20 protein-coding genes are annotated in these 22576 nt (G+C 64.1%); 5 read left to right on the top strand and 15 right to left on the bottom strand.

Annotated features, from left to right (window positions below):
• Positions 1-362: 362 nt before the first annotated feature.
• Positions 363-716 (top strand): hypothetical protein, encoded by a 354-nt coding sequence (locus N5A92_RS08280; RefSeq protein ID WP_260901692.1) that lies wholly within the window; start codon positions 363-365, stop codon positions 714-716.
• Between the two features lie 189 nt (positions 717-905).
• On the opposite strand, the gene N5A92_RS08275 is transcribed toward N5A92_RS08280, so the two are convergent.
• Positions 906-1610: a glutathione S-transferase family protein gene (locus tag N5A92_RS08275; RefSeq protein ID WP_260901691.1), complete on the bottom strand. Its 705-nt coding sequence runs from the start codon at positions 1608-1610 to the stop codon at positions 906-908.
• Between the two features lie 108 nt (positions 1611-1718).
• Here N5A92_RS08275 and N5A92_RS08270 point away from each other — a divergent pair, with 108 nt between their 5' ends.
• Complete coding sequence (locus tag N5A92_RS08270; RefSeq protein WP_260901690.1) at positions 1719-2072, top strand: winged helix-turn-helix transcriptional regulator; 354 nt, start codon at positions 1719-1721, stop codon at positions 2070-2072.
• 339 nt (positions 2073-2411) lie between these two features.
• Here N5A92_RS08270 and N5A92_RS08265 read toward each other — a convergent pair whose 3' ends face one another.
• Positions 2412-3050 (bottom strand): class I SAM-dependent methyltransferase, encoded by a 639-nt coding sequence (locus N5A92_RS08265; protein ID WP_260901688.1) that lies wholly within the window; start codon positions 3048-3050, stop codon positions 2412-2414.
• A gap of 85 nt (positions 3051-3135) precedes the next feature.
• Between N5A92_RS08265 and N5A92_RS08260 the strand changes: the two genes are divergently transcribed.
• The gene (locus N5A92_RS08260) at positions 3136-4014 is read left to right on the top strand and encodes a LysR family transcriptional regulator (RefSeq protein ID WP_260901686.1); all 879 of its coding nucleotides are present in this window, start codon (positions 3136-3138) and stop codon (positions 4012-4014) included.
• Between the two features lie 188 nt (positions 4015-4202).
• On the opposite strand, the gene N5A92_RS08255 is transcribed toward N5A92_RS08260, so the two are convergent.
• Positions 4203-4646: a DUF6389 family protein gene (locus tag N5A92_RS08255; RefSeq protein WP_260901684.1), complete on the bottom strand. Its 444-nt coding sequence runs from the start codon at positions 4644-4646 to the stop codon at positions 4203-4205.
• A 180-nt stretch (positions 4647-4826) separates the two neighbouring features.
• Between N5A92_RS08255 and N5A92_RS08250 the strand changes: the two genes are divergently transcribed.
• Both N5A92_RS08250 and N5A92_RS08245 read left to right on the top strand, forming a co-directional pair.
• Positions 4827-5855 carry a trans-3-hydroxy-L-proline dehydratase gene (locus N5A92_RS08250; RefSeq protein WP_260901683.1) on the top strand — a complete coding sequence of 343 codons (1029 nt, stop codon included), beginning with the start codon at positions 4827-4829 and terminating at the stop codon, positions 5853-5855.
• A 333-nt stretch (positions 5856-6188) separates the two neighbouring features.
• A complete protein-coding gene (locus N5A92_RS08245) occupies positions 6189-8432 on the top strand; it encodes a mechanosensitive ion channel domain-containing protein (RefSeq protein ID WP_260901681.1) in 2244 nt (747 codons plus the stop codon).
• A 130-nt stretch (positions 8433-8562) separates the two neighbouring features.
• On the opposite strand, the gene N5A92_RS08240 is transcribed toward N5A92_RS08245, so the two are convergent.
• From N5A92_RS08240 to murG, 12 genes are all read right to left on the bottom strand, one after another.
• On the bottom strand, positions 8563-9567 hold the full coding sequence (locus N5A92_RS08240) for a nuclear transport factor 2 family protein (protein WP_260901680.1): 1005 nt from the start codon (positions 9565-9567) through the stop codon (positions 8563-8565).
• Positions 9560-9832, bottom strand: a complete 273-nt coding sequence (locus tag N5A92_RS08235) for a hypothetical protein (protein WP_260901678.1) — start codon at positions 9830-9832, stop codon at positions 9560-9562. Before N5A92_RS08235 ends, N5A92_RS08240 begins: the two co-directional genes overlap by 8 nt.
• A 135-nt stretch (positions 9833-9967) precedes the next feature.
• Complete coding sequence (gene recN, locus N5A92_RS08230; RefSeq protein WP_260901677.1) at positions 9968-11644, bottom strand: DNA repair protein RecN; 1677 nt, start codon at positions 11642-11644, stop codon at positions 9968-9970.
• A 12-nt stretch (positions 11645-11656) separates the two neighbouring features.
• Positions 11657-12523, bottom strand: a complete 867-nt coding sequence (locus N5A92_RS08225; RefSeq protein ID WP_260901676.1) for an outer membrane protein assembly factor BamD — start codon at positions 12521-12523, stop codon at positions 11657-11659.
• Positions 12524-12722: 199 nt separating this feature from the next.
• Positions 12723-13673, bottom strand: coding sequence for a UDP-3-O-acyl-N-acetylglucosamine deacetylase (gene lpxC / locus N5A92_RS08220; protein WP_260902317.1), 951 nt, complete (start codon positions 13671-13673; stop codon positions 12723-12725).
• 274 nt (positions 13674-13947) lie between these two features.
• On the bottom strand, positions 13948-15573 hold the full coding sequence (ftsZ, locus tag N5A92_RS08215) for a cell division protein FtsZ (RefSeq protein WP_260901674.1): 1626 nt from the start codon (positions 15571-15573) through the stop codon (positions 13948-13950).
• A gap of 68 nt (positions 15574-15641) precedes the next feature.
• Entirely contained in the window at positions 15642-16949 is a 1308-nt protein-coding gene (ftsA, locus tag N5A92_RS08210; protein WP_260901672.1) for a cell division protein FtsA, read from the bottom strand.
• A complete protein-coding gene (locus tag N5A92_RS08205; protein ID WP_260901670.1) occupies positions 16946-17845 on the bottom strand; it encodes a cell division protein FtsQ/DivIB in 900 nt (299 codons plus the stop codon). The genes ftsA and N5A92_RS08205 overlap by 4 nt, the downstream gene beginning before the upstream one ends.
• On the bottom strand, positions 17833-18759 hold the full coding sequence (locus N5A92_RS08200) for a D-alanine--D-alanine ligase (protein WP_260901669.1): 927 nt from the start codon (positions 18757-18759) through the stop codon (positions 17833-17835). Before N5A92_RS08200 ends, N5A92_RS08205 begins: the two co-directional genes overlap by 13 nt.
• A gap of 339 nt (positions 18760-19098) precedes the next feature.
• Complete coding sequence (gene murB, locus N5A92_RS08195) at positions 19099-20061, bottom strand: UDP-N-acetylmuramate dehydrogenase (RefSeq protein ID WP_260901668.1); 963 nt, start codon at positions 20059-20061, stop codon at positions 19099-19101.
• On the bottom strand, positions 20058-21455 hold the full coding sequence (murC, locus tag N5A92_RS08190; protein WP_260901667.1) for a UDP-N-acetylmuramate--L-alanine ligase: 1398 nt from the start codon (positions 21453-21455) through the stop codon (positions 20058-20060). Before murC ends, murB begins: the two co-directional genes overlap by 4 nt.
• Positions 21452-22576, bottom strand: a complete 1125-nt coding sequence (gene murG, locus N5A92_RS08185; protein ID WP_260901665.1) for an undecaprenyldiphospho-muramoylpentapeptide beta-N-acetylglucosaminyltransferase — start codon at positions 22574-22576, stop codon at positions 21452-21454. The genes murC and murG overlap by 4 nt, the downstream gene beginning before the upstream one ends.

The raw sequence follows: 22576 nt of genomic DNA, 5'->3' as shown, positions 1-22576 counted from the left end.
CCCGCCGGAGGCGCCGACCCATCCTCGCGAGATCACCGTCGCGACCTGCGTCCCCGCGGGATGGGCGGGGACAGGATAGTGCTGGGTTGGTGAGGGGGGATAAAATTGGGGTGAGAAAATTAGGAAGCTGCGAAATATCAGGGAGTTACGGAGACCTATGCTGGCGATTTTTCCCCGCTCTGGATCGATTGATTGGGCCAGAGCGCTCTGCTGTTTCTGCGTATGGCAACGGGAAAGTTCGACCCCTTCCGAACGCTTGTTAGACCTGACCGAATTCACGCCCATGACCCAAAGCGGACGCAAACTCGTGGCATGGGGTATGCGTTCAACTGATTGAGTCACACATACAGGAGATGCCCCCGATGAGTCAGAGCTGCCCTGTCCTCACTCCCGCTGAAAGGCAAGTCAACGACATACTGAAACGAGCCGAACAAGCTATGTTGGCTACGGTTTACAAAGCTCTTGAGGATGCCGAGAATCAAGCCGCCGAAGAGCTGCAATCAATCGGATCTCAGGAAAGGCCACCGGCATACGAGTATTTTGCCGCCGTCGTACACCAAAACCTGTTCTTGCTGTTATGCGGAGCCGATCCTGAAACGTGCGAGGGTGGGGATCCTGAAATCGCCGCCCGTATCCTCGATAACGGTCGAAAAATATCCGTCCACTACTGGGCGGGCAGGAATGCAGGCCCGAACCCTGCCAATTCTGCCGACTGATCGTGCATCCTACTCGGGACTTTCGGCAGATTAACGTCCGCTCCTGGCGCTTCCTGCGCGTTCAATTCAAGGGCAGCAACGCGAACTTTCCACCCTTCTGAGACATACCGCCGTTGCACGGAATACTTCGTCGCGCAATTAATGGCGCGCGGGCCAGAAACCATTGTCTGAGTCCGCGCCCAATGGTCACTAACTGCCGAATTGTCTTATAACTTCCACGAGCTCGACATGACCGAAGCATGCACCACTTCCCGGCTGGATTTCACCGTTTTCCAATGCCGTGGCATAAATGACCGCCGGCTCCGCTTCGATACGCTCCCGAACCGCGGCAAGCTTCGGCCAACGGCTTTTGTTCGCCACCTCATGGAAGTCGAGCCAGCGCGCTACACCGATCAGGAGGCCGTCGGCAAGGGTGGGCCGATCGGTGATCAGGAACCTGCTGTCACCGATCATCTCTTCCAGCCTGTCGTGACGTTCGATCACGCCTTCACGGCCCCAGTTGCGCAGCGCAGACTGCATTGCGGGGTTGGGCGGCTCCATTTCCATAGCGGCCCAAAGCGGACTGAACGAGCCAGTAAAGCCAGTATTGATGAACGCTATCATCTGGTGCATCCGGGCTGCCTCTCGTGACAACGGATCGAAGCTGATACGTCGTTCCGTATCTCGCGCCTCGAGCCAGGCGGCAATCGCCATGGTTTCCGTCAACACCTCGCCCTTTTCGGTAATGAAGGCGGGCGTTTCTACACGCGGATTGATACGTCTGTACGAAGGGTCGCGCATCTCGCCGAACATATCAACGCGGCACAGCCTGTAAGGCTTGCCCAGCCATTCGAGGGCAGCGACAAGCCCCATCGAGCTTCCGGACGGGAAGCCATAAAGTAGGATCGGTTCCATGATATCGTTCTCCGTGATTTCTGGTGATCACGCTGCGCAGCGAAACTGGAACCTAGCGGCTCGCCGGGCCAAGTAAATTACGCACCTTTTTGTAACCACGAGGTTCCGATGAAAAATCTCGTCTCCCGCTGTCCGATCGAAGAAGTGATGCAAGTGCTCAGCGGCCGCTGGCCGACTCTGCTCATCTACTATCTGCAAGAAGGTACCAAGCGCTTCAGCGACCTGCGCCGGGACAATCCAACGATCTCGCACAAAATGCTAACGCTCGAGCTACGCAAGCTCGAAGATGCTGGCATCGTTCAGCGTACCGAATTCGAGGGCTATCCGCTTCGAGTCGAGTACGAGTTAACCTCCGCAGGACAAAAGCTGGTGCCTCTCATCGATGCTTTGGGTGATTGGTGGGAGACAACCGATGGCCTTGGTCAGGAACAGGACATGGCGATGGCGGATACCACCGCGTAGGAGCCGAATGCTCGCCTATCCCGTCATATTTTTGTGCTGATGCGGCTGTGTTTGCGCGTCCACTCTTCCTGCTCGTTCCCGATTCGAGGGAAGGTACGGCGGAAATCCACCCTCTCATGACCTCAGAGAAACGCGAAGGTTCGACCCTCTGCGGTCATCCACGACAAGCACGGCGAACGGTTGTTTGAGCCCTTTCGGGACCTTCGTTGCCGTTCTTGCGGCTCGGAAGCCCTACTCTCCGACCGGAAGGCGAGATCGTGTGGCAGCCACACTCCTTGGCGCATGCCGGCGGCCTTGTTGACGGCCAGACATGAGATCCGGCGCATTCAGAGGGCATCTTCACTGCTTTTTTGTAACGAGGAACGGCCGGGCATCCCTGCCGCGCGTGCCGTGGCGGTCGCTCTCGACGATCTCGAAGCCGGCGGCTTCGATCTCCCGCTCCAGCTCCGGCCCGGAAAAGACCGACACATAGGGCGCCTTGCCGACGAACTGCATGACCGGTATCGCAACCCGCACGGCGGGGTTCATCTCTTTCAGGCACGGCGTCTTGGAGATGAAGAGCCCGCCCGGTTTCAGGAGCCGATGTAACCCCCGCAGGGCCGCTTCCCGCTCGGCCACCAGATGCAGCACGTTGAAACCGAACGCCACGTCGAACGAACCGTCCGGCCAGGGTGCGGCATCTGGCGTCGCTGCCGCGAACTCGACGTTGGCGCAGTCTTGCGCCACGGCCTTCTCGCGCGCGATCGCGATCATCTCGCCCGATATGTCGGTTGCCACGATGCGCGCGACAAACGGTGCCAGCCGCAGCGCTGTCGTACCCGTACCGCACCCGAACTCGAACGCCGTCTCGCCGCCATCGAGATAGTCGCGCGTACGCGCCAGCGTCCGCTCGTAGCCCGCCATGTCGGCGATCGGATCGGCGGCGTATTTGCGCGCGATGCGGTCCCAGAAACGTGCGTCGTTGTGCGTTTGGAACACTGGTGGCCTCCTTGTGCATCGTGCTCTAGCATATGCGCAGGAATTTGGAATTGCGGACCAACGCACAAGCGATATACTTTTTTGTATGACTGAAATCGACTGGAACCGCGCTCGCGCCTTCCTCGCCACCGCCGAGGCCGGGTCGCTCTCGGCCGCTGCGCGCAAGCTCGGGCTCACTCAGCCCACCTTGTCCCGGCAGGTCGCCGCCCTTGAGGCCGAGCTTGCGGTTCTTCTGTTCGAGCGAATCGGCAAGAAGCTCGTGCTCACCGAGGCGGGCGACAGCCTTTTGCAGCATGCGCGCGCCATGGGCGAAGCCGCCCTCGCCATGAGCTTCGCGGCGAGCGGCCGTGCCGAGGCGATCGAGGGTCGCGTCACCATCTCCGCCACCGACGGCAACGCAGCCTACGTCCTGCCGGAGATCGTAGCGCGCATCCGCAGGGAAGCGCCGCAGGTCACGCTCGTCATCATCGCTTCCAACTCGCTCAGCGACCTGCAGCGGCGCGAGGCGGACATCGCTATCCGCCATGTGCGGCCCGAGGGCGACAACCTCATCGGCAGACTGGTGCGCGAGAGCACTGCGCATTTTTATGCTGCTTCATCTTGGCTCGCTCGCAACGGACATCCGAAATCGCCGGCGGATGTCGCGCCGCACGACTTCATCGGCTACGAGCAGAGCGAGCGCTTCGCCGAACTTATGCGCGGCATCGGCACGCGTGCGACGGTGGACGGTTTCCGCCTCGTCTCCGAAAGCTCGGCCGTCGTGTGGGAAATGGTCAAACGCGGACTGGGCGTTGGCCTCATGAGCCGCGAGATCGCGCTGCGCACCGAAGGCGTGGTCGAGCTCTTCCCCGACCTCGAACCGCCACGATTTCCCGTCTGGCTCGTCACCCACCGCGAGCTCCGCACCAGCCGGCGCATCCGGCTCGTCTACGAGATACTGGCGGAGGAACTGGGGCGCGTTTAATGCCCCTCCGTCAATGACTCCAGGGTGAATTCGACGAATTGTATCAACCTCAGCGATGGAGACGCCTGACGAATGCCCTGAAAGTCCGCGTATAAGCCATCCACCACGCTCGTCGTGGATGACTGTTCTCCACCCTACCGCGACAAAAAGGAACCGGAAGGTCCGACGCTGAGCGGTCATTCGTGCTTTCAAGGAAGCAAAGATTTGCTCTCTATAGTTCCGTAGTCTTCCTCTCCGAAAACGACGGCCGGCAGGCCGACGCCGCCGAGCCGTTGCCAAAGACTTTCAACCCACTCCATGCAGGTGTCTACGATGACATCGTTCACAGAAAACGCCGGCTCATGTGGATCGAACACGGGAACATTCGGCTGCATCTGGCCATCCATACACCGAACTTCAAACAGCGAGCGGTGCGGCGCTATTGCCTTGTTAAGCACGTAAAGATCCGGACCATCCAAATGGACCATAACGGCGAAGAAACCTTCTTCGCTTTGGCCTGGATGAATCCCGACCATGAGCTGCCGGGCTTGTTCCGGGAGGGATCGCTTTATGGCGTGGAGCCGATCCAAGGCTGGCTGCGCATGAGCCTGCAAGATGCTTTGAAGCGCAGTTCTGTACTCATCTGCTGTCATTGCTTTACTCGATTTCTCGTAATCATCGTGGTTGAAGATAACTCCGGATGGCCGCAATGTCTGCGAGATCGCCGATCGAGAAGCGCCTCGATCGAGCCCTTTTCAGACCTTGCTGCTAGTGAATGTTCTTTGATCCGGGCATACTCCGGCTCCTTGCCAACCACATAGTAAGGAATGGGCATGCGCAGCACGAAAACCATCCATGTCATCTCCTGCCATGCCGAAGGGGAAGTCGGCGATGTGATCGTCGGTGGCGTCTCGCCACCTCCGGGCGACACGATTTGGGAGCAAAGCCGCTGGATTGCGCAAGACCAGACCTTGCGCAATTTCGTGCTGAACGAGCCGCGAGGCGGGGTCTTTCGGCATGTGAACCTGCTGGTGCCGCCCAAGCATCCGGAGGCGCAGGCCGCATGGATCATCATGGAACCGGAGGACACGCCGCCGATGTCGGGGTCCAACTCGATTTGCGTGTCTACCGTGCTGCTCGATACCGGGATCGTCCCGATGACGGAACCCGAGACGCACCTGGTTCTGGAGGCACCGGGCGGTCTTGTCCGCGTGCGGGCGGAGTGCCGTGACGGCAAGGCGGAACGTATCTTTGTCCAGAACCTGCCCTCTTTCGCCGCCCGCCTCGATGCATCGCTTGAGGTCGAGGGAGTTGGCACGCTGACGGTCGACACCGCTTATGGCGGCGACAGTTTCGTGATCGCGGACGCCGCGAAGCTGGGCTTTTCGCTGAACGAGGGCGAGGCGCATGACATCGCGACGCTGGGCGTAAAGATCACCGATGCCGCCAATGCGCAACTGGGCTTCGAGCATCCCGAGAATCCGGATTGGCGACATATCTCATTCTGCCTCTTCGCCGGGCCGTTGATCGAGGGGCAGCATGGGCTTGAGGCTGGCGCGGCGGTCGTGATCCAGCCGGGCAAGGTCGATCGCTCTCCGACCGGCACGGCGCTCTCGGCGCGCATGGCGGTGCTGCATGCGCGCGGGCAGATGAAGACGGGGGGCCGCCTCACCGCCCGCTCACTGATCGGTTCGACCTTCTTGGGCCAAATTTTGGGTGAGACAACCGTAGGTGACCGCCCGGCCATCCATCCGGAAATCTCGGGTCGAAGCTGGATCACCGGCATCCATCAGCACATGCTTGATCCTTCTGATCCTTGGCCCGAAGGTTACCGACTTGCGGATACATGGGGTGCGCACTGATGCAGGCTAGGGCCACGAACTGAATGTCCTGTTTGTCTGCCCATTCAAGTTCAGCGGCGTCAACGCGAACTTTCCACCCTTCTGAGACATATACCGCCGTTGCACGCACGAAAATGCAGTGCCGCTGAGCCCATGCATTCGCCCAGCGGAAGGGGCAGCGCGGCGAGGACGAGCATCGGGATCCAGCGCCGCAGCACGAATGATACTGATTGCTACAAGATAATATTGTCTATTAAGAAAATAAAAATACTTCGTCGCGCAATTAACCTGGATCAAGAGCCTTCGCTTAAAGCCACTGCCCTTACTCTGAACGCATCGTGCCGGGGGTGAAACATGCGGCTGGTCGTCCTCTTCCTGTTGCTGGTGGTTGCCGCCACGCCGGCCATATCCCAGACGGCCACCAGTGGGCAGAGCGGCGACGTCGAGACGTTTATCCGGATCCTCGAAAACGACGAAGCGCGCAGGCAGTTGCTTGAGAAGCTGCGGGCCGCGGATGAACCGTCTTCCGCCACACCTGAGATGACCGTCGTGCACGGCATCTCAGCTTACGCGCGCGGTGCCGTGGAAGGCGGTGCCGAACTGATCGACACTGCCATGCGCCTCGGTGATCAGGCGGTCGACGTCATCTCGGGTGCTGGCACGATCGATTTCCGGCGCCTGTGGAATTCGGTGCGTGACGTTCTTCTCGTTGTTGCCGTCACATTTGCCGCCTATTTCCTGCTGCGGCTCGCCTTCCGGCGTGTTCAGCGCGTTCTCGCGGGTGCTGCGGAGCGCAGCAGCGTTGTCAAACGTATCGGGATCGTCGCCTCGTTGGCGGGGGCGGACGCCGTTACGGTGCTTGGCGCCTGGGCCGTCGGCTATCTGCCGGCGCTCCTTGTCGGGTTGACCGGGCAGACGGGCAACAGCCGAACCCTCTTTCTCAACGCCTTCCTCTTCATAGAGCTTGCGAAGGTTGTCGCGCGCGTTCTGCTTGCCCCGAGGTGGCCGGCACTGCGCCTGGGGCGCATCGACGATACCACGGCGGCCTATTGGTACTTCTGGGTGAGCCGCCTCGTCAGCGTGATCGGCTACACGTTTCTCTTCGTCGCCCCGCTTCTTGCGGCGAATATCTCAAGCAGCACGGCCGAAGCGCTTCGCATTTTCGTGCTCTTTTGCGCGCTCGCCATGGCGTGGGTCATCATCCTTCAGAACCGGGACACGGTGCGCGCACGGCTGGTCCGCTATACCGAACACGGGCAGGCGGAGCCTCTCGTCCGCGTTCTATCCAGCGTCGCCAGGTTCTGGCACATTGTGGCGATCGGCTATCTTTCCCTCATCTTCGTGCTATGGCTCGCCAATCGCGAGGCAGCGCTCCCCTTCGTTCTTCTGGCGACCGTCCAGTCGCTTGTCGCGGTAGCGGTCGGTATCGCGCTGACCATTGCGATTGTCCGGCTCGCCGCCGGCGGCATGCGTCTGCCGGACGACGTCAAGGCGCGGCTGCCGCTGCTCGAAGCGCGCCTCAATGCATTCGTGCCCAATGTCCTGCGGGTCATCCGCGGCATCGTCATGGTCACCGTCGTCCTGGCGATCGCCCAGATCTGGCGGGTGGCCGACTTCATCGGCTGGCTGTCGAGCGAATTCGGCCAGCGGGTCGTGACCTCGGTGCTGGCCGCCGTTTTCGTGCTCTTCGTCGGCGCTCTCATCCATCTTGCCGTGCAGTCATGGGTGGAATACCGGCTCAACCCATCCTACGGCCGCATACCGAGCCCTCGCGAACGCACGCTGCTGGCGCTGTTCCGCAATGCGTTCACAATCGTGCTGAGCGTCGTCATCTTCCTGCTGGTCCTGGCCGAGCTCGGCGTCAATATCGGGCCGCTTTTGGCCGGCGCGGGCATCATCGGCCTGGCAGTCGGCTTCGGCTCGCAAAAGCTGGTGCAGGACGTCATCAACGGCGCCTTTATCCAATTCGAAAATGCGATGAATGAAGGCGATGTGGTGACCGTGGGAGGAATTACGGGGACGGTCGAGCGATTGACGATCCGATCCGTTTCGCTGCGCTCGATCGACGGCGTCTACCACCTCATCCCGTTCTCATCCGTCGATTCGGTGTCGAACTTCATGAGGAACTTCAGCTATCACCTCGCGTCCATCGGGGTCGACTACCGGGAAAACATCGGCGAAGTGAAACAGGCGATGCAGGAGGCTTTCGAGAGGCTGCAGCAGACGGAGCTCGGTGAGAACATCATCGGCGAACTGGAGATGCACGGCGTGACCGAATTCGCCGACTCCGCCATCATCGTGCGCGCGCGCATCAAGACCGTTGTCGGCACGCAATTCGCGCTTGGCCGCGCTTATAACGAGCTCATCAAGGAAGTCTTCGACGAGCGCGGCATCAACATACCGTTCCCGCACGTCACGCTTCACTTGCCCGATAGCAAGCAGAACGCCGAGACGAAGCCGACCGCAGCGCCCACCAAGCGCAGGAAATCCGAGGATGCTCCGGAGACGGCGGTACCGAAACGCCGGCGCAGGTCCAAGCCCCCTTATGACGGACCCGCCGACGGGGGCAACGATACGCACGATGAGATGGCGGTCTAGCGCGCCGCCGAAAGGGAGAGGCCGCGCGTCCGCGCCCTGAACCGGATGCGAGAACCGCACCGCCGCCAGCCCTCAGCCGCCCTCCCCGCCTCTTCCGCCGCCGCAATCATAATTCTCCACAAGCCCAAGTTCATGCCAGCGGTGTGGCGACCGAAAGCAGTGCGGTGACGAGCGCCGGCTGGCTTCGCACGCCGGTCTTCTCGAACATGCGATGAAGCTGGGTGCGGGCGGTGTTGACGGTGACGCCGAGGCGCTCGGCGGCGGCGACGAGATCATGTCCTTCGACGATCAGCTTCGCCAGACGCGCCTGCGCCGGTGAGAGACGATAGACCAGCGCGGCATCCTGCAGGCAGCGGCTGGACGCCCTCTGATCGCCGATGGCGATCACGGCGTTGCCGTTCATGTCCAGGGACGATGCAATCCAGCAGACGCAGTCGACCGAGCCCTGCTCGCCCTTGAGGATGAACGGGACCCGGACGACTCCGGTCCACGGGGCCCCGCAAGCCGCATCCCGGATCATCGCGTGAAGCCGCGTATCGGCATCCCGGTTCACCGCGTGCAGCCGGCCGTTGCGCACGCGCAATGTCGCGCTTTTGCCGATCCGCTCGGCGGCCCTCCGGCTCATCGCGATGATCGTCGCACGTTCATCGACCCTCACCAGAGCCTCGTCGGGGTGTCGCGGCAGCTGGAAGGAAAAGCCCATGTAGACCGTCTTCCATTCGCCCGAATGCTTTTCGAATATCCGCGTTTCGTGTGAGAACCCGGTTATGTCCGGCGCAGGCCTGCTGTTTCCGTCAAGCGGATACTGCTTGTAGGTGGCCCAGGCAATGTCGCGCCCCACGCGCACGTTCCAGTCCTCCCGGTGCGTGCCGTAGGGAAAGACCGTGAGGCTCGTCTCCTCGAATATGTGCCGCCACATCGAGCGGATGGCATCCCACCCCTCGTGAACGCAGACCCCGCCCTCCGACCAGTCGTCCCGGCCATGCGACCAGTTTGCAACTCGGCGGACATGGGGCGCGTGCAGCCAAACGTTTGAATAGGCTTCGAGATCCCGGCGGGTCAGCGCGTCCACACCTTCCGCGACGAGACGCATGATCGCGGCAGTATCGGCCTCGCTCTCCTCCGTCTCAGTCATGCTCACGATCCCCTGTAGAGATCGATCCGCCGCCCTGCCGATCCCCAAGGCTCAACATCATAGCACCGGCAGGCTGGAGCATCATAGCGAGAAACAGGATGAACGGGTGGCGGATGAGGCGATCGGCCTTCGCAGCCGAACCGGGACTCTCCTCAGTTTCCGCCGCCGCTGCCGGGGTGCGAACCGCCTGGGAGACGGGTGTCGATGATTCCGACCCGATCGTGCCTAATTGGTGCGGTAGCGGTTGCCACTCGATAGTCCGCATGGCCGAACCCTCCTGCGATGAGGAGAGGCTAGCTCCACGGTGGAAGGCTGTCTGTCCTCTGTTCGGAGGACAATGGACGGGCGGGCGGCTTCTTTCCTTGCCGACGGTACGCGGAGCCCTCGGCCCCCTCCTCGCCTACTCCGCCGCCGCCGCGTTCTCCCGCAAAAGCCGCTCTGCCGCCGCGCGCGCCTCGTCTGTCACCGTGGCGCCGGCCAGCATCCGGGCGATCTCTTCCTGGCGGGATGCGGTGTCCATGACCGCGATGCCGGTGGTCACGCGGTCGTGGCCGCCGGATTTGGCGATCAGGTAATGGGTGTGGGCGCGGGCGGCGACTTGGGGGGCGTGGGTGACGGATAGCACCTGGATGCGTTCGGCAAGGCGGGCAAGGCGCTGGCCGATGGCATCGGCCACCGCACCGCCGACGCCGGTGTCGATCTCGTCGAAGACGAGTGTGGGCGCCGAGCCGCGGTCGGCGAGCGCCACTTTGAGCGCCAGGAGGAAGCGCGACAGCTCGCCGCCTGAAGCCACCTTCATGATCGGGCCGGGCCGCGTGCCGGGATTGGTCTCGACCCAGAACTCCACCCGATCGATGCCCTCCTCCATGCGGTCGTCGGGCTCGCTGTCGAGGTTGACGATGAAGCGCGCTCGCTCGAGCTTCAGCGCCGGCAGTTCGGCCATCACGGCTTCCACCAGCGCCCCGGCCGTGTGGTGGCGGGCTTCCGACAAAAGCTTCGCCTCGCCGTCATAGGCGTCGCGGCGGGCGCGTGCTTCCTTCTCCAGGAGCCCCAACCGCTCCTCGCCGGCGTCGAGATCGGCAAGGTCGGCGTCCATGCGGTCGCGCAGGGCGGCGAGGTCATCGACGGTGACGTTGTGCTTGCGGGCTGCCGCACGGAGGGCGAAAAGGCGCTCCTCCGCCTGCTCCAGGCGCTGGGGGTCGAACTCGGTGGCCCGCAGGGCATCGTCTACGGCGCTTTGCGCGGCATCGAGCGATAGAAGCGCCTCGTCGAGCGGCGTGATGATCTCTTCCAGAAGCCCCGGCGCTTCCTGGGCCTTGCGCTGCAGCCGCCGCAGGAGGCTGGCTAGCGCGGGCAGCGGCGAGGCGTTGCCCGAAAGCACTTCCTGCGCATCGGCGATGTCGGAGGCGATCTTCTCCGCGCGCATCATCTGCGCGCGCTCGTCGGCCAATGCCGTCTCCTCGTCGGGCTGGGGGTCGAGCTTTGCAAGCTCCTCCACGGAAGCGCGCAGGAAATCGGCCTCGCGGGCGGCAGCCTCCACCTTCGCCCGGTGCCGCGAGAACGCCTGTTCGGCGTCGCGCCAGGCACGCCATGCGGTGCGTACGGCCTCGGCGCGCGGGGTGAGCCCGCCGAAGGCGTCGAGCAGGTCGCGGTGGGCGGCCGTGTCGACCAGCGCGCGCTCGTCGTGCTGACCGTGGATTTCGACCAGCGCATGGCCGAGACGGCGCATCAGGGCGACGCTGGTGGGCTGATCGTTGATGAAGACGCGGGTGCGCCCATCGGCCGTCTGCACGCGGCGCAGGACGAGATCCCCCTCCTCCTCGACCGCGTTCTCGCGCAGCAATTCGCGCGCCGGGTGCGCGGCCGGCAGGTCGAAGACCGCCGTCACCTGCCCCTGGGCCGCACCATGGCGCACCAGCGAGGCGTCACCCCTGGCGCCGAGCGCCAGGGACAGTGCGTCGAGCAGGATAGACTTGCCGGCGCCCGTCTCGCCGGTCAACACCGACAGCCCGGCAGAAAAATCGATGTCGAGCCGTTCGATCAGGACGATATCGCGGATCGAAAGGTGCGACAGCATCGTTTCGCGCGATCAGCTTCCCGTGATGAGGGATGCGGCCCTGGAGATCCAGGAACCGGTGTTCTCGCGCGGCTCCAGGCCGCCCGATTGCAGCAGCGCGTAGGAGTCCTTGTACCACTGGCTCTCGGGATAGTTGTGGCCCAGGACCGCCGCCGCGGTCTGTGCTTCGGACGCCACGCCCATCGCGTAGTAGGCCTCGACGAGACGCGCCAGAGCCTCCTCCACGTGACGCGTATCGGAATGATTTTCCACCACGCCGCGGAAACGCCGGATGGCGGCGATGTATTCGCGCCGCTCCAGATAATAGCGGCCGATCTGCATCTCCTTGCCGGCGAGCTGGTCGCGCGCGAAGCGGATCTTCTCCTGGGCGTCCGGCACATATTCCGAATCGGGCCAGCGATCCACCACCTGCTGCATGGCCTCGATCGTCAGCCGCGCGTCCCGCTGGTCCTGCGTCACTTCGCGGATCTGCCGGAAGTGGCTGAGCCCGATCAGATATTGCGCATAGGCCGCGTCCTCGCTCGTGGGATAGAGGGTGACGTAGCGCTTGCCGTTGTTGATGGCCTCCTGATACTGCCCCTGCCTGTAATTGGCGAAGGTGTTCATCAAAAGCGCCTTACGGGCGAACTCGGAATAGGGATGTTGCCGGTCAACCGCCTCGAACTTGGCGATCGCCTCCTTCATGCGCCCGGCGTTCAGATTGGCGAGGCCCTGGTTATAGAGCGCGTCGGCCGGCTCCGTCTGCTCGACATAGGTCGACAGATCGAGGTCCTTCTCCGCATTGCAGCCGGCTAAAAGAAGCGGTGCGGCGGCTGCGGCGATCACCAGTGATGAGAACCGAGGGCGGCGATCGGTGCTGGCAGCGCGTCTAAACAACATTCGCGGGTCGCCCCTCCGGCGTTTCTGACAGAAATAATGCACGCACTCATAATGCAAAAACGGCGCGCGCGGCAACGCTATCGAGGTGCAATGGCACTTTTTTGTGGCAAGGGGGGCAGAAAGGCCTTTGTCCCCAATCATCCCGGCCAGATGCGCCGGTCCGCTCAACGGACGCGAGGGACAACCGGCAATGACAGGATCAGAGCACCCAGGGCGCGTAGACCGGCGCGTTGACGGCGATCATCTCGGCGCCGCGGCCGCGCTCGCGCCGCGCCGTCTCGACGATTTCGAAGGCCGAGCGGTCGGTCAACAGATGCCGTAGCGCAGTCGCGTTGAGGCGGTGGCCGCCGCGGTAGGAGCGGAAGCAGCCGATGAAACGCGCGCCGGCCAACGCCAGATCGCCGATGGCGTCCAGTGTCTTGTGGCGGACAAACTCGTCCTTATAGCGCAGGCCTTCCATATTGATGACCCGATGGTCCTCGCCGATGACCACCGAATTCTCCAACGAGGAGCCGAGTGCGAAGCCAGCCGCCCACAGCCGCTCGACATCCTTGATGAACCCGAAGGTGCGGGCGCGGGCGACCTCGCGCGCGAAAACCTCGGCATTGAGGTCGACGGCCAGCGACTGGCGGCCGATGGCCGGGCTATCGAAGTCGATCTCGATCTCGAAACGGGTGCCGTCATGGGGCCGGAACTCGGCCCAGGAATTGCCGATGTCGATGCGCACCGGCTTGACAATGCGGATATAGCGCCTTTTCTTGGCCTGCGTCTCGATGCCGGCCTGCTGAAACGCCTCGACAAAGCTGGTGGCGCTACCGTCCATGATCGGCACCTCGCCACCGTCGATCTCGATGGCGACATTGTCGATGCCCATGGCCGACAGCGCGGCCATCAGGTGCTCGACGGTCGCCACGTGGTCGCCTGCCGGGTCACCGAGGCCGGTGCAAAGGTCCGTTTCTCCAACCTCGGCCGCCAGCGCACGAATCACGCGGCCCGAGGCTTCCTCGTCGACGCGCTGGAAAACGATGCCGGTGTCGGGCTCTGCCGGGCTGAAGTGGATGGATACAGCTTTTCCGCTATGGACGCCGATTCCGGATAGACTAAAACGCGACTTAAGCGTGGTTTGGTATTCGAGCAACTCAATCCCCATTGTCCCGCCCCCGATCGCACGCATCCTCTTTCCACGCGGGCGATCCGTTCGACGAAGCAGGACTAGCCCCAGATATGCCCTTCGCTCCGCAACCGTTCGCGGCGGAAGATAATGTTACGGTAAGACAACGCCAAATCACGCTTTCTTACCCGATGTTACGGTATAGTAGTGTAGTATGCGAACCGTAATCCTCTGTTTTTAAATCACTTTTTTCCAAACACGAGCGGGCGCCGCAGCGCCCGCCGGTTACCGTTTGTTAACACCTGTGACCGACTCAGTTCGCCTGCCTTCTGAGGAAGGCGGGGATCTCCAGTTGGTCGTCTTCCTGTGCTGCGCGAGGCTGCTGCTGGGCGACACGGCCGTGCTCGTCGAGCTGTCCGCGACGCGGCGCGTAGAGCTGGCTCTCGCTGCCGGCCACGCGGCGCGGCTCCGGCTGACGCAGCCGCGGCTCCGGCGGCTGGGCTGCAGGCTCTTCCTCCTCGCGGCGGGAAAGGCCATGGGTCAGGCGCCGCAGCAGGCCTACCGGCCCGCGCTCCTCGTGCTCCTCGGGAGCCGCCTGGCGACCGGCCTCGAGCTCGGCCTGCACCACCGGCGGGAAATCCTCCACGCGCGGCATGCGCGGCTGGGCCGGCTGAGGCTGAGGCTGCGGCTGAGCGACCGCCTGCGCAGGTGCCGCCGGCCGGGCAGCCGGCTCCGGCTGTACGGCTGGCTTGAAGAGCTTGCTCTGCGGCCGGAAACCACCCTGCGGCTGCGCCGCATTCTGCTCCGCGGTGCGAATCGCCTCGGCAACCGGATCCTCGTCCACTCCAGTCGCCGGCACCTCGCGCGCCGCCTGCGGCTGCGGTGTCTCCGAGCGCATCTCCGGCCTGTGCTGCGGCTGAGTGGGCCGCTGCGGCTGGCGGACGGCGGTGGGCGGCGAGGAGATCTCGGCCGCCGACTTGTCGATGCCCGTGGCAACCACGGAGACGCGGATAACGCCCTCCAGTTCCTCGTCGAAGGTGGCGCCGAGGATGATGTTGGCCTCCTGATCGACCTCCTCGCGAATGCGGGTGGCTGCCTCGTCCACCTCGAACAGGGTGAGGTCGCGGCCGCCGGTGATCGAGATGAGCAAGCCCCTGGCGCCCTTCATGGAGGTCTCGTCGAGCAGCGGGTTGGCGATCGCCGCTTCCGCCGCCGCCATGGCGCGGCCCTCCCCGGAAGCCTCGCCCGTGCCCATCATGGCCTTGCCCATCTCGCGCATCACCGAGCGAACGTCGGCAAAGTCCAGATTGATGAGGCCTTCCTTGACCATCAGGTCGGTGATGCAGGCGACGCCGGAATAGAGCACCTGGTCGGCCATCGCGAAGGCGTCGGCGAAGGTGGTCTTGTCATTGGCGATGCGGAAGAGGTTCTGGTTCGGAATGACGATGAGGGTATCGACGCACTTCTGCAGTTCCTCGATGCCGGCATCGGCGATCTTCATGCGCCGCTGACCCTCGAAGTGGAACGGCTTGGTGACCACGCCGACCGTCAGGATGCCTTTCTCGCGCGCCGCACGCGCCACGACGGGAGCCGCCCCGGTGCCCGTGCCGCCGCCCATACCGGCGGTGACGAAGCACATATGGGTCGACGACAGGTGATCCATGATCTCGTCGATGCACTCTTCGGCGGCCGCCTGGCCGACCTCCGGCTGCGAGCCGGCGCCGAGCCCCTCGGTTACTGCCGCGCCGAGCTGGATGATCCGTTCAGCCTTGGAGGTAGTGAGCGCCTGGGCGTCCGTGTTGGCCACCACGAATTCGACACCGTCGAGGCCCGCCGTGATCATATTGTTGACCGCATTTCCGCCGCCACCGCCGACACCGAACACGGTAATCCTCGGCTTCAGCTCGGTGATGTCCGGCTTCTGCAGGTTAATGGTCATTTCCTCGTCCTTTCCGCCTTGTCCGCCGCCTCGCCGCCGCGGCCACAGTTAATGGGGCCCATCCCCCGTCAAAAACTCTCACGCAACCACTGACTGACGCGCTGCAACCGTCCCCCGGTCCCCGTCGCGCGTGTAAAGATGCCGCCCTTGGAGATGCGGCTTTCGAAATCCGCCACCTGCGGATAAATCAGGAGCCCGATGGGAGCTGCGAACGCCGCTCCCTTGGCCGCTTCCGGCAAGCCCTTCACGCCGAGCGGCCGGCCGAGACGCACGTTGCGGCCGAGAAGCCGCCGCGCCGCTTCCGGCAGGCCGGCAAGCTGGCTCGCGCCCCCCGTCAGCACTACGCGGCGCCCCACCACCTGGCCATAGCCGGAGCGGTTGAGCCGATCACGCACCATCTCCAGCGTCTCCTCGATGCGCGCCCGTACGATGCGCGTCATGACGGCACGTGGCACCTGGAGGGCCTCTTCGCTCTCGTCGCCGATGGGCTGGATGGCGATGACGTCGCGGTCGTCGGCGCTGGCCGGCAGCGCCGAGCCATGCATGACCTTCAGCCGCTCGGCATCCTCGAGGCGCGTCGAAAGCCCCCGTGCCAAGTCCATGGTCACGTGATGACCGCCGACCGGCATCGCGTCGGCATGCACGAACTTGCCATCGACGAAGACGGAGATCGTCGTGCAGCCGCCGCCCATGTCGATGCAGGCGGCCCCCATCTCGGCCTCGTCGTCCACCAGCGCCGCAAGGCCGCTGGCATAGGGCGTGGCCACCATGCGCTCGACCGAAAGATGCGAGCGGTTGATGCAAAGCTCCAGATTGCGCAAGGGCACGCTATCGGCCGTCACCACATGCATGTCGACGCCCAGCACATCGCCCACCATGCCGCGGGGATCGCGGATGCCGCGCTCCGAATCGAGCGAGAAACCAACGGCCAGCGAGTGCACGACCTCGCGCTCGGCGCGCAGCGCCTGGCGCGCGCCAGCCGAAAGCACCCGGTTGACGTCGGACTTCGTCGCCTCGTGTCCGCCCAGATTGATGGTGGCCGAAGCCGTCTCGCTCTTCAGCCGCCCGGCCGAAACGTTGACGATCAGAGATTCGACCGTCAGCCCCGCCATCCGCTCCGCCGCGTCGACGGCCAGGCGAACCGCCTGCTCGGCACGCTCGAGGTCGACGATGACGCCCGACTTCACGCCGTCGGACTTCTGATGGCCGATGCCGATCACCTTGATGCGGTGGGTGCGGTGCGCCAGCGCCCTGCCACCCTCGTTTGGCAGCAGGCGCGCAATGATGCAGCAGACCTTGCTCGACCCCACGTCGAGGACCGTGATGATGCCCGAACGCCGCTGTGCGGCATTGCGATCGCCAAGAAGCCAGTTCATATCCTGGCTCCCTTCTTGCGCTGGTCCATCAGCTCCTCGAACGCCGCATTGCGCTTTTCCGCAGCCTCCGGCGTCAGCGCCACGGTCACGCGGTCGGGCAGACGCAGGTCGATGGCCTCGATATCGCGCGCGAAAAGCGCATACTCGGCATCGAGCCTTGAGGCCTCCGCCAGCGCCGCCTCAAAGCCGTTTTCCGGCAGCTTGATGGTGATGCCGTTGTCGAGCCGCAAATCCCAGCGCCGGTCGGCAACGCGGATATAGGCGCGCACGCGCCCGTCAAGCCCGCGAACCCGCGATACCTTTTCGATGAAGCCGGGCCCGGCCTCGCTGGCGCCCGCTCCGATAAGCAGCGGCAGCCCTGCAAGACGCCCGCCGTAGAACGGAGCGATGGTGTCGCCGTCCTCTTCGATCACCGAAAGCTGGCTTCCCTGTTGCCACAGGGCAAAGGGCTCGCGCTCGACGATATTCACGGCCACCGTTGCCGGATAGACCTTCCTCACCTCGGCACGCTCGACCCAGGGAAGCTCGGCGATGCGCTCGCGCGCCGCCCGCACGTCGAAGCCGACCATCGACGTCCAGCCGTCCAGGCCGATCTGCTGCAGGACGTCGATCTCCGACGCGTAATGGTTGCCGCGCACGTCGACGTCCTCGATGGCGAAGCCGACGCGCGACGTGGTGGCCCGCACCACCTCGTCCATATGCCCGCCCTTGAACCCGCCATAAAGGCCCGTGAGCGCAAAGAGGGCGCAGATCGCCATCGTCGCGGCGAAACGCGGCGGCTCAATGCGGTCGATATCGACACGCTGGAGCATGCGCGCAGGGCGACGCAGCCACCGCGGCAGCACCAGGCCGGCCTCATCCGGGCGCCTGCCCCTATCCGACCTCAGCGCGAACACGACGCATCCTCCACCATCCAACTCAACAATTCACCAAAACCAATTCCGGCCGCAGCGGCAATCTCCGGCACCAAGGACGTCGGCGTCATGCCCGGCTGCGTATTGATCTCGAGCCAGATCAGCTCCCCTTCTTCCGAAAAACGGTCGTCGTAGCGGAAGTCGGAGCGAGTGACACCCCGGCAGCCGAGCGCCCTGTGCGCGGTAACGGAGATTGTCTCTATTTTTTGGTAAATATTCGGTGAAATTTTTGCCGGGCATTCGTGCTTTGATCCGCCCGGAGCGTATTTCGAATCGTAATCGTAGAAGGAATGCCCCACCGGCATGATCTCGCTCACGCCGAGCGCCCGCTCGCCCATCACCGCACAGGTGAACTCGCGCCCGTGCACGTAGCGCTCCACCATCACCCGCTCGCCGTACCCCCACTCGGCCGAGCCCAGTATCTGCGGAGGATGCGATTGGCCTTCATGCACGATGACCACGCCGAAGCTGGACCCCTCGTTGACCGGCTTGACGACATAGGGCGGATCCATCGGATGGACATCGCCAATCTCGAAGCGGTTGACGATGCGCGACGGCGCAACGGGAATGCCAACCGCCCGCGCGAGGATCTTCGCCAGATCCTTGTCCATGGCGAGCGCCGAGGCGAGCACGCCCGAATGCGTATAAGGAATGGCCTGGAACTCCAGCACGCCTTGAATGGTCCCGTCCTCGCCGTAAGGGCCGTGCAGGGCATTGAAGGCGACGTCCGGCTTCAACTCGCCGAGCACGCGAGCGATGTCACGATCCACGTCGACGCGTGTGACGCGGTAGCCCTCCGCCTCTAGGGCGTCGGCGCACGCGGTACCGGAAGAAAGACTGACCGGCCGCTCGGACGAGAACCCGCCCATCAACACGGCCACATGCTTCTTCTTCATCTACCGGTGCCCCCTTCAGGCCGTTCCCGGCTCGGCGTCTTCACGAATCCATTCCCCTCGCTCCAGAGAAGCCCCCCAGATCGGATCATCGCTTCACGGAATCGATAATCCGATCCAACTCTTTGCTGTCGCAATTCCGAACGGAAAACCGGTTTTCACTTTTCCTGGAATTGCTTTGGCGCAAACACCGCCGACTCAAACAGGAAAGCTTATGCCCAAAGAATCAGAGAGTTGATTCCGTGGCAAGGCCTTGAGATTCCGCTGGATTCAAATTTTCGGTAAATTTGCGAAAATTGATCGCGTAAGGTGCCTTTCCCTCCCCCTTGCGGAGAGGGAAAGCTAAAGCAGCTGCCCCAGGAACGGGTCGATCGCGTGGCCCGGCTTGAAGGCGCCGATGCGCCGGATTTCCCATTGGAGATGGATGCCGGAGTTCTCCAGCACCCGTGCGCGCACGGTTTCGCCCAGGAACTCCAGGTCGTAACCGGTCGCGGTCCCCGTGTTGATCATGAAGTTGCAGTGCATGGGCGACATCTGCGCGCCGCCGATCATCAGGCCGCGACCGCCGGCTTTATCGATCTCTTTCCAGGCGGACGTGCCTTCCGGGTTCTTGAAGGTCGAGCCGCCGGTCTTCTCGCGGATGGGCTGCACCGTCTCGCGATGGTGCTGCACGGCATCCATCGCCGCGCGGATGGCCTTTTTGTCTTCCGCGTACCCCTCCATCACCGCCGAGGTGAAGATGAGGTCGGCGGGCGCGGAGGATTTACGGTAGTCGTAGCCCATATCCTCGTTCGTCAGCACGTTGAGATCGCCCTTGCGGTCGAGCGCGCGCACCTCGACGACGCGCTCGTGCGTCTCGACGCCGTTGGCGCCGGCGTTCATGCGCAGCGCGCCACCCAGCCCTCCGGGGATGCCGTGATAGAAATGGAAGCCGCCGATTCCCGCTTCGAGCGCAGCCGCCGCAAGCCGCTTGTCGGGGATCGCCGCCCCGGCCTTGATCCGCGTCGGCGAGATCACCTCGGCCTGGCCGAACCCCTTGGCCGACAGCCGCACAACGAAACCTTTCAGACCGCCGTCGCGCACCAGGAGGTTGGAGCCGATGCCGACGACGGTGACGGGGATCTCCTCTGGCACCGCGCGCAGGAATTGGGCCAGGTCCTCCTCGTCCTGCGGCTGGAACAGGACTTCCGCCTCGCCGCCGGCGCGGAACCAGGTGATCTTGTCCATGCCCGCGTCGGGAGTCAGCCTGCCGCGCAGGCCCTCGAGCCGGGCGCCGAGCTTCTTGATGAGCTCCGCTCCGTTCATGACGAAAGTTCCTCGGGCAGCGCATAGGCCCATTGGGTGATGTTGCCGGCACCCAGGAAGACGACGAAATCACCGTCCTTTGCTATCTCGCGCACCAGGGGCGCGACCGCCTCCGGCCCCTCTAGGAGGCGTGCGTCGCGATGGCCGGCCGCGCGCAGGCTCGCCACCAGCGTTTCGGAGGAAATGCCGTCGATCGGCGTCTCGCCCGCCGCGTAAACCGGCGCCACCAGCACCGTGTCGGCATCGTTGAAACAGGAGGAGAAGTCGTCGAAAAGGTCATGCAAGCGCGTGTAGCGGTGCGGCTGGGCGATGGCGATGATGCGCCCGCTTGTCGCCTCGCGCGCGGCCTGCAGGACGGCGCGGATCTCCACCGGATGGTGACCGTAATCGTCGAATATCTGCACGCCATTCCAGGTGCCCGTCTGCGTAAAGCGCCGCTTGACGCCGCCGAAGGCGGACAGCCCCTTGCGGATGTCCTCGGCCGAAATGCCCATCTCATGGGCGACCGCGACGGCCGCCACCGCGTTCGTCACGTTGTGCCGGCCGGGCATGGGCAGACGCAGGCCCTCGATGGTCTCGACTGTCTCGGCCTTGCGCCCGCGGATGATCACGTCGAAGACGGACACCGCCCCGTCCATGCGGTGGTTGGCGAAGCGCACGTCGGCCTGCGGGTTCTCGCCATAGGTGACGACACGGCGGTCCTCGATGCGACGCACCAGCGCCTGCACTTCCGGATGGTCGATGCACATGACGCCGAAGCCGTAGAACGGCACGTTCTCCACGAACTGACGGAACGCTTCGCGCACCTTGTCGAAGGAGCCGTAATGGTCGAGATGCTCGGGATCGATGTTGGTGACGACGGCGATCTCGGCCGGCAGCTTGAGGAAGGTGCCATCGCTCTCGTCGGCCTCGACCACCATCCAGTCGCCCTCGCCCATGCGTGCATTGGTGCCGTAGGCATTGATGATGCCGCCGTTGATGACCGTCGGGTCGAGCCCGCCGGCATCGAGAAGGGCGGCGACCATGGAGGTGGTCGTCGTCTTGCCGTGCGTGCCGCCGATGGCGACCGCCTGGCGGAAGCGCATGAGCTCGGCCAGCATTTCGGCGCGCCGCACGATGGGCAGGAGCCGCTCGCGGGCAGCCCTGTACTCCGGGTTGTCGCGCTTGATGGCGGTGGAGATCACCACCACCTCGGCCTGGCCGAGGTTTTCCGCCTTATGGCCGACGAAGACCTCGATGCCCTTCTCGCGCAGGCGCATCACATTCGCGTTTTCCGCCTGGTCGGAGCCTTGCACCTGATAGCCGAGCGTGTGCAGCGTCTCGGCGATGCCGCTCATGCCGATGCCGCCGATGCCGATGAAATGCACGACCCCGATTGTCTGCGGCATCTTCATGCGCCCGCTCCCTCTTTCATACTGGCTGCCGATTTTCCCGACGCAATAGCCTCTGTGAGGTCTGCAAGCAATGCGGCGGCATCCGGCAGACCGATGCCGCGCGCTGCCACGGCCATCGTCGCACGCTGCCCGCCATCGCCGAGCAGCGCCGCAAGATCGCCGGCCAGGCTCTCGGCGGTGATTTCCGGCTGCCGCCTCATGACCGCCCCGCCCACATCCACCAGAAGCTGGGCGTTGTGGCCTTGATCGTCGTCAAGCGCGTGCGGCAGCGGCACCAGGATCGCCGGCCGCCCTATGACGGAGAGTTCGAGCACGGTCGAGGCGCCGGAACGGGCGATGGCAAGGTGGCTTGCCGCCATGCGCGCCGGCAGATCGGCGAAGAACGGCGAAACCTCCGCCTCAACGCCGAGTTCGCGATAGCGCTCTTTGACACGCGCCTCATCTTCCGGCCGTGCCTGGTGGGTGACGACGAGGCGCGAGCGCAGGGTTTCCGGCAACTGTGCGACCGCTTCGGGGACCGTGTCGGAGAAGAACCGCGCGCCCTGGCTGCCGCCGAAGACGAGGAGACGCAACGCATCTCCTTGCGATGGTGCGGCATAGGGCGTGTTGGCGACGTCGAGAACCGCCCGGCGGACCGGATTGCCGGTCTCGACGATCTTTTCCGCGTAAGGGCCCTGCGCTTTCAGGAAGCCGCCGGCGATCGCCGTCACGCGGTCGGCCAGCGCCTTGTTGGCACGCCCCATCACCGCATTCTGCTCGTGAATGATTGTCGGCACGCCGCGCCGCGTGGCGGCGAAGAGGGGCGGCAGCGTCGGATAGCCGCCGAAGCCGACCACGGCCTTCGGCTTGAGCCGCGCGATGAGTGCCGAAGACTGGCGCACGCCGCGCCAGATGGCGAACCCGCTGCGCAGAAGGGTGAGCGGGTTGCGCGAGCCGAAGGTGGCCGCGTCGATGGCGTGCACCGCTTCCGCCGGAAAGTTCTCGGCGAAGCGCGCGGCGCGGGCGTCGGTCGCCAGGTGCACGGACCAGCCGCGCTTGCGCAGCACGTGGGCCAGCGCCTCCGCCGGAAACAGGTGCCCGCCGGTGCCGCCGGCGCTAAGAAGGACGGTCCTGCCCTCCAT

Source organism: Chelativorans salis (genome assembly GCF_025336525.1).
GTDB lineage: Bacteria > Pseudomonadota > Alphaproteobacteria > Rhizobiales > Rhizobiaceae > Chelativorans > Chelativorans salis.
Note: the sequence above shows the minus strand (reverse complement) of the source record. Positions and strands in the feature narration are given on the sequence as shown.